This window comes from Corallococcus sp. AB032C, from assembly GCF_003668935.1.
Classification (GTDB): Bacteria; Myxococcota; Myxococcia; order Myxococcales; family Myxococcaceae; genus Corallococcus; species Corallococcus exiguus.
The window spans coordinates 21,705-32,563 of record NZ_RAWP01000111.1 but is presented as its reverse complement, the minus strand read 5'-3'; the positions used below and the strand labels follow the sequence as shown (position 1 = coordinate 32,563).

Here is a 10,859-nt window from a genome sequence, read left to right as displayed (position 1 = left end):
GTGGGCGGGTGCGGTCGGGGTGGAGGCCCCGCCGCTTGTGGCCTAGCGTGACGGCATGCGCCCCGCACGACTCCTCCCGCTGCTGCTCGTGTCCCTCGTCCTTCCGGCCTGCGCCGCACGGCAGGTGCGCCCGGAGGGGAGCATCCGCAAGGTGGTGGTGGTGGCGGGCTCGCGCGTGGACGTGCTGCCCACGGGCACGTTCCGCCAGGACATCATCGGGGAGAGCAACCCGCGCACGGTGCTGGCCCGCCAGACGGAGGCGGAGCTCCTCTCGCGCGGCTTCGAGGTCGTGGCCACGCGCCAGTCCCAGGCCCCGGTGCCGCTCACGGACGAGGTGTCCTCCTTCGTCCAGCAGAACAAGGCCGAGGCCGCGGTGGTGGTCATCCTGGACTGGCTGGACGTGTCCGGCGCGACGGTGCTGGGCCGGGTGGACGTGGTGCTGCGGCTGGGCATGGTGGACCCCAACGGCCAGGTGCTCTGGACGGACACGTTCCGTTCGCAGCCCGTGGTGAGCGCCTACCAGTCCGCGACGGACTGGAACTCGTTCCTGCGCCGGGCCGTCATCGACGCGGTGCAGGTGGTGCCGTGACGGTGGTCGTCCTGCTTTCGCGCGTGACGAGGGGGGCATGCGGGTCCTGGTGACGGGCGCGGCGGGCTTCATCGGCGCCCACGTCTGCGAGCGGCTCCTCTCCCGGGGCGACACGGTGGTGGGCCTGGACGCGCTGGACGCGGCCCCCGGGGATGTGGCGCTGCGGCGCGCGCGCCTCCAGCGGCTGTCCGGCGCGCGCGGCTTCACCTTCCTCTTCGGGGACATCACCGACGCGGCCCGGCTGGGTGAAGCGTTCACGGCCGCGCGTCCGGAGGGCGTGGTGCACCTGGCCGCGCGGGTGGGCGTGCGGGCCCCGGACGCGGAGGCTCCGGCGTACGCGGACACCAACGTGACGGGCTTCGTGCGCGTGCTGGAGGCCTGCCGCGAGGCGCGCGTCCAGCACCTGGTCTACGCGTCCTCCAGCTCCGTGTACGGCGCGTCCACGCCCGCTCCGTTCCGCGAGGACGCGCCCGTGGATCAACCGCTCAACCTCTACGGCGCCACCAAGCGCGCCAACGAGCTGATGGCGCACGCGTACAGCCACCTGCACCGGCTGCCCACGAGCGGCCTGCGCTTCTTCACGGTGTACGGGCCGTGGGGACGCCCGGACATGGCGCCGCTGCTCTTCCTGCGCGCGCTGGCGAAGGGTGAGCCCCTGCGGCTGCACGGCGACGGGCGGATGCGGCGCGACTTCACCTTCGTGGATGACGTGGCGGAGGCCGTGCTGCGCGTGCTGGACCGCCCGCCATCGGGGAGCCCGCCGCACCGGCTGCTCAACGTGGGCCACGGCGAGCCGGTGGCGCTGGGGGACTTCGTGGGCCTGCTGGAGCGGCACTGGGGTGCGAAGGCCCGCGTGACGTCCGTGCCCTCGTCGCCCGCGGAGATGGTCTCCACGTGGGCGGACACCTCGCGGCTGGAGGCGGAGACGGGCTTCCGGCCGCGCGTGTCCGTGGACGCGGGCGTGGCCCGGCTGGTGGCGTGGTACCGCGAGTGGAGCGGCACCGCCCGCTGAGCTGCGCGAAACGGCGGCGGGCGCCGCCCGGGGCTCGTGAAGACCCCGGCCGACGCCCGCGTGTCCTACGTGCGGCGTGGAAGCGCTACGGCAGCACCGCGAGGAAGTTCTCGACGAAGGCGTTGTTGTCCTCGCGCAGCTCCGTCACCGACCGCTGCGAGTCCACCAGCGCGCCCAGGTAGAACAGCCCGGAGCCCTGGTAGCCGGGCAGCGTGTCCGCGGTGATGAAGAGCTGGCGCGTCGTGCATTGCCCCACGGACAGAGAGTCCACGTCCACATCGCCCAGGGTCACCTGGGTGGAGGAGGACGGCATCTCGTCCGGGAACGCCAGGGTGGGCTGGGTGGAGAGGAGGAGCTCCACCTGGCTGTTCCATCCCGAGGGCTGCGTGCCCTGGTTGCAGACCGTCACGGTGGTGCTGAACATCTCACCCCTGCGCACGGCGAACGGCGCGGTGACTTCCGTGACGACCAGGTCCGGCCCGTACCCCACGCCGATGCGGCCCCGCACGAAGGCGTTGTTGTCCGTGCGCAGCTCGTCATTGGGAGACCCCGCGCGAATGAAGGCCCCCACGAAGAGGGGCGCTTCCGGATCCGCCGGTGGATTGGCGTTGAGGGTGCCTTCGCGCGTGACGCACGCGTTCTCGGGCAGGGACGGAATCTCCACCGCTCCCGCCAGAGAGACGCTGGAGGCCGGATCTCCACCGGGGAAGGTCAGCTCCGGCGGCGTGGACGACGTGGAGAGGAAGAACTCCACCGTCTGGGTGGAAGAGGGCTGAGTGCCCTGGTTGCAGACGGTGACGGGGACCTGCGCCTGTCCATAAGGCTCGAGGTTCTCCGGCCCGCCCATCGCGGTGATGACGAGGTCCGGCGCGTTCCCCACGCCGACGCGCGGCCCGACGAAGGTGTTGTTGTCCTTACGCACCTCCGGGGCAATCCAGTACCGGTCCACGGTGGCCCCCACGTAGTACGTGAGCGGATCCGCGCTCGTGTACCCGTAGAAGTTGCCGGTCACCGGCAGGGTGAGGCAGGTGTGCCCGGCCAGATTGGGGATGAGGATCTCGCCCAGGAACTCGTCAGGGGGCACCTGGTGCGCGCCGCCCTGCGGAGGCAGGGACAGCTGGGGATGGGGCAGCAGTTGCAGCGTCACCGGCAGGCTGTCCCACGAGGCCAGCGAGCCCTGGTTGCAGACGGTGACGGTGGCGGTGAAGGACTGGCCGTACCGGATGCTGGCGGGCGTCGTCAGCGCGGTGATGACCAGGTCGGCCCCCGACCCCACGCCCAGGCGCCCCTTCACGAAGACGTTGTTGTCCTCGAGCAGCTCCGTCCGGCCCTGGAACGGATCCACGACGGCGCTCAGGTACAGGGGCTGCTGCGGCGACGCTCCCGAGGGCCGGTCGACGGACACCATCCCCATGGCGCTCACGCACTGCCCGGCATCGAGCGGCGCGACGTTCAGGTATCCCGCCATGAACTGGCTGGGGTCGTCGGGGTGCGGCGGCGGCGAGCCCTGCGGAGGCAGGTTCCAGGTCTCCTCCGTGGACACGACGAGCGCCACCTCGGTGGAACTCACGGAGTCGGTGCCCACGTTGCAGACGCGCACGGTGGCGGCGAACGGCTCCCACGGCGCGACGGTGGAGGGGGCCTCCACCGCGGTGACCACCAGGTCCGGCCCGTTGCCCACGCCAATGGCGCCCGCCACGCGGGTGTTGTTGTCCCAGCGCAGCTCCTGCGGCATCGCCTCCCGGTTGACGACGGCCCCCAGGTACAGCGGACGGAACGGAACCGCGTCGGGCGGCGAATCCGCCCATCCGGAGATCTCCCGCGTGGTGCAGGCACCCGCGCCCAGCGACGGCAGGGACGCGTCACCCACGAACCTCTGGCCGCCCATCGGCATGGGCGGGAACGCCAGCGGATCCGGCGCCGGCAGCGTGTCGTGCACGCTCAAGTAGACCGCCACGCGCGCGCCGCCACTCAGCGGCCCCGTGCCCACGTTGCAGACCTTCACCTTGCTGGTGAAGGTCTCCCCGGGCCGCACGCTGGCGGGCCCCTGGAGTTCGGTGATGACGAGGTCCGGCCCGCTGCCCAGGCCGACGATGCCCGCGGCGAAGCCGTTGTTGTCCACGCGCGGCTCGAACTGCTGCATGTCCACGACCGCGCTCAGGTTCAGGTGCCGCTCGAACGGCGAGAGCATCGAGTCCACCGGACGCGAGGCCTGGAACGTGGAGCGCTGGGTCGTGCACTGCCCGGCCGGCAGCATCATGTAGGGCTGGGCGCGGCCCTGGAAGGCGTAGGCCCGCGGGAGCTCCGAGAACACGGGGGGCGCCGGATACGGCCGCGACACGGGGGGCGCGGTCTCCGTGGAGAGGAACAGCGAGACCCCGTAGCTATACACGGGGGCCGCGCCCTGGTTGCAGACCGTATAGGTCGCGCTGAAGGGCTGGCCGTCATGGAGGTCCGGGGGGGCGCGCACGTCGGTGATCACCACGTCCGCGTCCGGTCCCGTGCCCACCAGTCCCTGGATGAACGTGTTGTTGTCCTCGTCCATCTCCTGGACGTTATGGACCGTGTCGATGGCCGCGCCCAGGTACAGGGGCTGACCCGGCTGCGCCTCCATGGGCAGGTTGCGGTAGGCGTTCACCTGCACCGTCTGGCACTGGCCGGCGGGGAGGTAGGTCACGTCCGCTCCGCCCAGCGGGGCCTGGGTCTGCGTGGGGTAGGGCCCGTACATCGGCGGGATCGTCACCGAGGCTTCCGTGGAGAGGAAGAGCTCCAGGTGGGCGTAGCCAGACAGGTCGGCCGTGCCCACGTTGCAGACCTGCGCCTCGGCGGTGAACGAATAGGAATCCGGGAGGTGGGTGAGGCCCTTCAGCGACCGCACCACCAGGTCGGGGCGATAGCCCTCGCGCACGGCGCCCTTCGTGAAGGTGTTGTTGTCGTCACGCAGCTCCGGGACGTACTGCAGCCCGTCCACGCGCGCGCCCAGGTACAGCGGACCGCCATGCTGGAAGGCCGGGGGCGGGAACGTGACGCCGAACACCGGCAGCGTGACGCACCGTCCCGCATCCAACCCCGGCGCCTGCGCCTGGCCGACGAAGGACTCCGTCAGGGCGCCGGGCTGCTGCGAAGCGGGCAGCAGGGCCTCCGTGGACAGCAGCACGTCCGCGCGTACATCCATGGCCCGGTCCGTGCCCACGTTGCACACCGTCACGGAGCCGGAGAACGAGCGCCCCGGGCCGATGTTCGTGGGCCCCGTCATGCCGGTGATCACCAGGTCGGCCTTGTCGCCCACGCTCAGCCGGCCCGCGACGCGCGTGTTGTTGTCCTCGCGCAGCTCGGTGTGCTGCTGCCGAGGGTCGATGATGGCGCCCACATACAGCGGCTGCTCGGGCTGGGTGGCCGCCGGGGGAATCTGCGGGAACGTCTGCGTCCGGACCGTGAAGCAGCGGCCCGCCTCCAGCGGCGGCACGGGGACGAGGCCCATCGGCGCCTGGACATCCACCGGCGCGCCCGGCGTGGGAAGTCTCAGGGTGTCCAGCGTGGAGAGGTAGAGCTCCGCCTCGGAGTAGGGCGAGTCTTCCGTGCCCACGTTGCAGACGCGCACGTCGGCGAGGAAGGGCGTTCCCGGCCGGACGCTCGCGGGCATGTGCACTTCGGAGACCACGAGGTCCGGGCCCAGGCCCACGCCCATCAGGCCGCGGACGAAGCCGTTGTTCGTCTCATCCAGCTCCGTCACGGACTGCCCCGTGTCGATGCTGGCGCCCAGATAGAAGGCGGTGCCGGGCTGCCCGGGGGGCATCTGCGCGTTGGCGGTCACGGTGCGCGTGACGCACTGGTGGGGCTCCAGCGGGCCCACGTCCTTTTCGCCCACGGTGACCTGCTGGGTCGGGGGCGGAGCGTTGGGGTCGGGCACCTGCTGGGTGGGGGTCGTGGACAGGTACAGCTGCAGGAACGTGCCTCCACCCTGGGGATACGCGGCCGCGGAGCCCTGGTTGCAGACCTTCACGGTGGCGGTGAAGTCATACCCGTCGCGAACGCTGTCAGGGGCGCGAAGCTCGGTGATGACCAGGTCCGAGCCGTGGTCCAGTGAATGGCTTTGACCGCGGGCGGGGGGCGCATTGGACGACGCGCCTTCACTTCCGCAGCCGGTGATGACGAGCGTGCCAGCGATGAGCAGACACGCGTGTCTCCATGACGGCGAGAGCCGTTGCATGTGTTCTCCTTGGGGGTGTGTGAATCCACGAGACGCAGGCCGCAGGGCCCGGCCTGACGCCGTGAGGACACTAAAGGTCTGCCTTCACCGGCGAAAAGCCAATCGTGTCGGAAGCGTGGCCTGGAAAAGGCAAACGCCGGCCGGGGTTCGTGAAGACCCCGGCCGGCGAATTCCATCTCAGCAGATAGTGAATCCCTCTCGGAGGAATCCCCTTACTGCGCCTGGCTGATGGGCGTGGCCCGCGTCAGGGCGTTGTTGTCCTCACGCAGCTCCAGCAGCGAATTCGGCGCGTCGACGAGGGCGCCCAGGTACAGGGACTGTCCAGACGTGGCCGCGGAGGGGCGGACCACGGAGCTCGGGATCGACAGCGTGGTGCACTGGCCCGCGGACAGCGCGGACACCATGGCGCTCCCCACGGGGATCTGGACCTGGGTGAACGGAGGCTGCCCCTGTCCGGGCGTGTAGAGGGACGTCTCCGTGGAGATGACCAGGTCCAGCGGCGCGGAGCCGTACATGGACGCGTTGCCCTCGTTGCAGACCTGCACCTGCGCGGTGAAGGAGCTGTACTGCGGCAGGGCCGGGGGCGCCGTCACCGAGCGGACGACCAGGTCCGGGCCGTTGCCCACGACGATCCGCGACGTCATGCGGGTGTTGTTGTCCTCGCGCAGCTCCACCACCTGATTGGACATGTCCACGCGGGCTCCCAGGTAGCGCGGGGAAGTGGAGTCCGCGTTGGGCGCCAGGGACGCGGAGCCGCTCACGGGCGTCGTCACGCACTGGCCCACGGCGAGCGGGGACACGGCGACCATTCCGACATAGGACTCCGAGGACGCGGGAGGCAGGTACGGCGTGGACTGCATCTCCTCCATGGCCAGGACGCCCATCACATACGAAGAGCCCGCCGGCTCGGTCCCCACGTTGCAGACCGTGACGTTGAGGGTGAGGGGGCCGCTCGGGATGGCGCTGGAGGGGCCGGTGACGTTCGTCACCACCAGGTCCGGGCCATTGCCCACGACGAGGGTGCCGGCGACGCGGGTGTTGTTGTCCTCGCGCAGCTCCGCTTGCTGCTGGTTCACGTCCGCCACGGCCACCAGGTACAGCGGCTGCGTGGGCGTGGCCGCCGGCGGGAGGGCGGCGTACACCGTCTTCGGGTACAGCACGCAGGCGCCCGGCGACAGCGATGACACCTCCACCGTGCCCACCATCATCTGGGACGGCGACGGCGGGTACTGCATGGACGACGTCACGGAGGCCGTGGTGGACAGGAAGAGGCCCACCGTCGAAGGCGACGAGGGCTGGCTGCCCTCGTTGCAGACCTTCACGTCCGTCGACAGCGAGGTACCGGGCTTGACGCTCGAGGGCGCCGTCAGCGTGCGCACGACGAGGTCCGGGCCGGGCCCCAGGCCGATGCGGGACAGCGGAGACACGTTGTTGTCCTCGCGCAGCTCCAGGAGCGACGACATCGGGTCCACGATGGCGCCCACGTACAGCACCGGGTTCGGCATGGCCGTCCCGCCCGGCACGTTGGCGTAGCCGTTCACCAGCCGCGTGGCGCACTCCAGGGGCTCCAGCGCCGGCACGTTGACCATGCCCACCGGCATGCGGGACATGGGCGGCGGACCGGCCACGACGCTCAGCGAGGGCTCATTCGTGACGTACACCTCCACGGACGCGTCGGTGGACCGCGTCGTGCCCACGTTGCAGACCTTCGCGGACACCGCGAGCGGCCCGTAGGACGGCGCGTTGGAGGGGGCCTCCAGCGAGACGACGGTGAGGTCGGGCCGCGCGCCCACGCCCATCAGCGTGTCCGCGCGGGTGTTGTTGTCCTCGCGCAGCTCCACCACGCCCTGCGGCAGGTCCACGATGGCGCCCAGGTACAGGGGCTGCTCGCTGGGATTCGCGGGCGGGCGGTTGGCGGGGCCCTGCACCGTGCGGGTGGCGCACTGGCCGCTCACCAGCGCCGGCACGCTGAAGTTCGTCACCGGGAATTCAGTCAAGGGGCGGGGCTGCGTTCCCGGGGCCGCCAGCGACGGCACCGTGGACAGGAACACCCTCACGTCGGCCTGGGGAGAAGACGCGGTGCCCGCGTTGCACACCGTCACCGTCGCGGGGAAGGAGTCGCCCTGGCGCGCGCTCGCGGGCCCCGTCACGGAGCGGATGGTCAGGTCCGGGCCGTTGCCCACGCCCACCAGTCCCTGCACGAACGTGTTGTTGTCCTCGCGCAGCTCCGTCACGATCCGCGACGCGTCAACGATGGCGCCCACGTACAGCGGCGTGCCCGGCGGCACGGAGGGCGGCGTCTGGGCGTAGGCGGTGAGCGGCACCGCGCGGCACTGGCCCGCCTCCATGCTGCCCACGGACGCGCTCCCGACCATGATCTGCGTAATGGGGGGCGGGCCGGACTGCGGCGGCAGCGTCAGCCCGTTCACCGAGGACAGGTACAGCTCCACGGAGCCGCCGGGGCTGTACTCCGTGCCCACGTTGCACACCGTCGCGGACGCGCTGAAGGCCTGTCCCGGCGCCAGGTTGGGCGGCGCGTCCACCCGCGTGACGACCAGGTCCGGCCGGTTGCCCACGCCCATCAGGCCCTTCACGAAGCCGTTGTTCGTCTCGTCCGACTCCGCCACCGTCTTCTGCGTGTCGACGCTGGCTCCCAGATAGTAGGTGTCGTTGCCCGTGAAGCCGGAGGGAGGGCTGACGTAGATGCTCAGCGAACGGGTGACGCACTGGCCCGCGTACACCGTTCCCACGTCCGTCTGGCCCTGGGTGAGTTGCTGGGTGGGAGGCGGCTGCGTCCCCGGCCCTGGCACCTGCTGCGTGGGCGTGGTGGACAGGTACACCTCCAGCATGGCGCTGGAGTACACGGCCTGGTCACCGGTGTTGCAGACCTTCGCGGTGACGGTGGTGGGCTGGCCCGGCTTCGCGCTGTCCGGAGCCGTCAGCTCCGTGATGCGCAGGTCCGGTCCGGGGATGAGCGCACTGGCCTGCTGCTCCAGCGCGGGTGCTTCCTCCGGGGTGGAACCGCTGGAACAGCCGGTGAGCGCGAGCGCGCCCGTGATGAAGAGACACGAATGCCGCCATGGCGGCGTACGCCGAGACATAAGGACTCCTGGAATGGGGGGAAGGAGACGATACAGGCCCGGTGTGACATCCACCGGGCCTGCACGACTTTCCTAGGAGTGGAACACCGGCGCGAAAAACAAGTTTCAGCGTTATTTCGCGGGGAGGTCTGTCTTCACTCCACTCCAGCGGTCCGGGGGCTCATTCCACCTCCACACGTCCGTTCGCCACCAGCCACCGCGTGGTGGTGCAGGAGCGGGCGAAGGGCGCGTCGTGGGTGACGAGCAGCAGCGCGCCCGGGTAGTCGTGCAGCGCCGCCTCCAGCCGCTCGATGGACGGCAGGTCCAGGTGGTTGGTGGGTTCATCCAGCACCAGGGCCCAGGCGTGTTGGCCCAGGCCGCGCGCGATGGCCAGCTTGCGCGCCTCGCCGGGCGACGGCTGTTCGGACGAGAGCAGCCGGTGCGGGTCCACCCCCAGCGCGGCCACCAGGGACATCACCCGGCCACGCTCCTCCGGGGGCAGCTCGCGCACCGCGTCGAGCAGGGCGCGCGTCTCCTCCGCGCCCAGGTCCTGGGGCAGGTACAGGAGCTTCTCGTGAGGCACGCGTGCCTGCTCCAGCAGGGCCTTCAGGAGCGTCGTCTTGCCGGCGCCGTTGGGGCCCTCGATGCGGATGCGCGCCTCGCGGTCCACGTCCAGACGCGTGGGGCCCAGCACCTCCACGTCGCCGGCCTTCAGGCCCGGTGTGTCGAAGGTGAAGATCCACGGGTTGGGGGAGCGCACGTAGTCCACGAACACGGAGCGGCCCACGGTCTTGTCCACGGTGAAGGTGCCCACCGCGGCCTCGGCGCGCTCCAGTTCGCGGCGCTTCACGGTGACCTGGTGGCCCAGGCGGGACTCGGCCCAGCTCGCCAGCGTGGAGGGGCCCAGGCCGCGCGCGTCGCTGTCGTACTTGTTGCGCATCCGCCGTGACGTGCTGCGCGACAGGGTGGCGCCCTGGTGTTCGCGCCGGGCGCTGTCCAGCAGCTGCGCGGCCCGATCCCGCTCCGCCTTGGACTGTTGGTGGGCGGCGACCTCCGACTCGCGCTCCGCCTCCCAGTGGCCCTTCGCGGCGGAGTAGGCACCCGGGTACAGGTGCGCCTCGCCGCCGTGCACGCGCAGCGTGGCCTGGGTGAGCGTCTCCAAGAGCTCGCGGTCGTGGGACACGACGACGCCCACGCCCCGGAAGCGGCGCAGCGCGGCCACCAGCCAGGCGCGCGCCTCCGCGTCCAGGTGGTTGGTGGGTTCATCCAACAGCAGCACGTCCGGCTCGCGGGCGAGCGCCGCGCCCACCTGCCAGCGCTTGCGCTCCCCCGGAGACAACGTGGGCCAGCGCTCCAGGGCGGTGACGTCCAGGCCCAGCTGGCCCTGGAGCCTGCGCGCCAGCGCGTCCCAGGCATCCGCGAAGGCGGTGATGTCGGGCGTGAGTGCCTCCACGCCCTGCGGACACAGGCACACGAGCGGCGAGTCCGGCTCGAACTGGAGCTGCCCGGACGTGGGCTTCAGCTCCCCGGACAACAGGCGCAGCAGGGTGGACTTGCCGGCGCCGTTGGGGCCGACGAGGCCCGTCCAGCCGGAGGCGAGGTGGAACTCCACGTCGGTGAGGACGGGGATGGCATCGGTGAACGAAAAGCAGACGCGGTGCGCGCGCACGGAAGAGGACGAGGGCATGTTGAAGCGACTCCTGAAACCGGAAGCCAGCGCACACGTCCGTCAGGACGCGCGGCGGCGGGGTACAACTGGGGACCGGGGTTTCAGGCGAACAGCTTCAAGGGTCTGCGAACCTCGTTCAGGGGAAGACCTGTGACATCTCCCCGCGTGGACTGCCGACAGCCGGTGCTTCAGGTGGAGCATGCGGCGCGGCCCGGGCGGATGGCAAGTCCGGGCGCGTGCCGTGACGCGGGCACCGACGGAAAGAACGCCGGTGCCCTGACAACGATTCCCCGAGAGGG

At 71.0% G+C, this 10,859-nt stretch carries 5 protein-coding genes; 2 read left to right on the top strand and 3 right to left on the bottom strand.

Going from position 1 to position 10,859, the window contains the following annotated elements:
• Positions 1-55 precede the first annotated feature (55 nt).
• Complete coding sequence (locus tag D7X99_RS34470) at positions 56-589, top strand: hypothetical protein (protein ID WP_121755325.1); 534 nt, start codon at positions 56-58, stop codon at positions 587-589.
• Between the two features lie 37 nt (positions 590-626).
• Positions 627-1,601: an NAD-dependent epimerase/dehydratase family protein gene (locus D7X99_RS34465; RefSeq protein ID WP_121781471.1), complete on the top strand. Its 975-nt coding sequence runs from the start codon at positions 627-629 to the stop codon at positions 1,599-1,601.
• A gap of 85 nt (positions 1,602-1,686) precedes the next feature.
• On the opposite strand, the gene D7X99_RS34460 is transcribed toward D7X99_RS34465, so the two are convergent.
• From D7X99_RS34460 to D7X99_RS34450, 3 genes are all read right to left on the bottom strand, one after another.
• Positions 1,687-5,811, bottom strand: coding sequence for a CARDB domain-containing protein (locus D7X99_RS34460; RefSeq protein WP_121781470.1), 4,125 nt, complete (start codon positions 5,809-5,811; stop codon positions 1,687-1,689).
• Between the two features lie 212 nt (positions 5,812-6,023).
• Positions 6,024-8,912, bottom strand: a complete 2,889-nt coding sequence (locus D7X99_RS34455) for a CARDB domain-containing protein (protein WP_121781469.1) — start codon at positions 8,910-8,912, stop codon at positions 6,024-6,026.
• A 160-nt stretch (positions 8,913-9,072) separates the two neighbouring features.
• Positions 9,073-10,578 (bottom strand): ATP-binding cassette domain-containing protein, encoded by a 1,506-nt coding sequence (locus D7X99_RS34450; RefSeq protein ID WP_121781468.1) that lies wholly within the window; start codon positions 10,576-10,578, stop codon positions 9,073-9,075.
• Positions 10,579-10,859: the final 281 nt, after the last annotated feature.

Excerpts from the sequence above, each read along its gene's own strand:
- D7X99_RS34455 (WP_121781469.1), bottom strand. The coding sequence starts at position 8,912 with ATGTCTCGGCGTACGCCGCCATGGCGGCATTCGTGTCTCTTCATCACG.
- D7X99_RS34450 (WP_121781468.1), bottom strand. The coding sequence starts at position 10,578 with ATGCCCTCGTCCTCTTCCGTGCGCGCGCACCGCGTCTGCTTTTCGTTC.
- D7X99_RS34470 (WP_121755325.1), top strand. The coding sequence starts at position 56 with ATGCGCCCCGCACGACTCCTCCCGCTGCTGCTCGTGTCCCTCGTCCTT.
- D7X99_RS34465 (WP_121781471.1), top strand. The coding sequence starts at position 627 with ATGCGGGTCCTGGTGACGGGCGCGGCGGGCTTCATCGGCGCCCACGTC.
- D7X99_RS34460 (WP_121781470.1), bottom strand. The coding sequence starts at position 5,811 with ATGCAACGGCTCTCGCCGTCATGGAGACACGCGTGTCTGCTCATCGCT.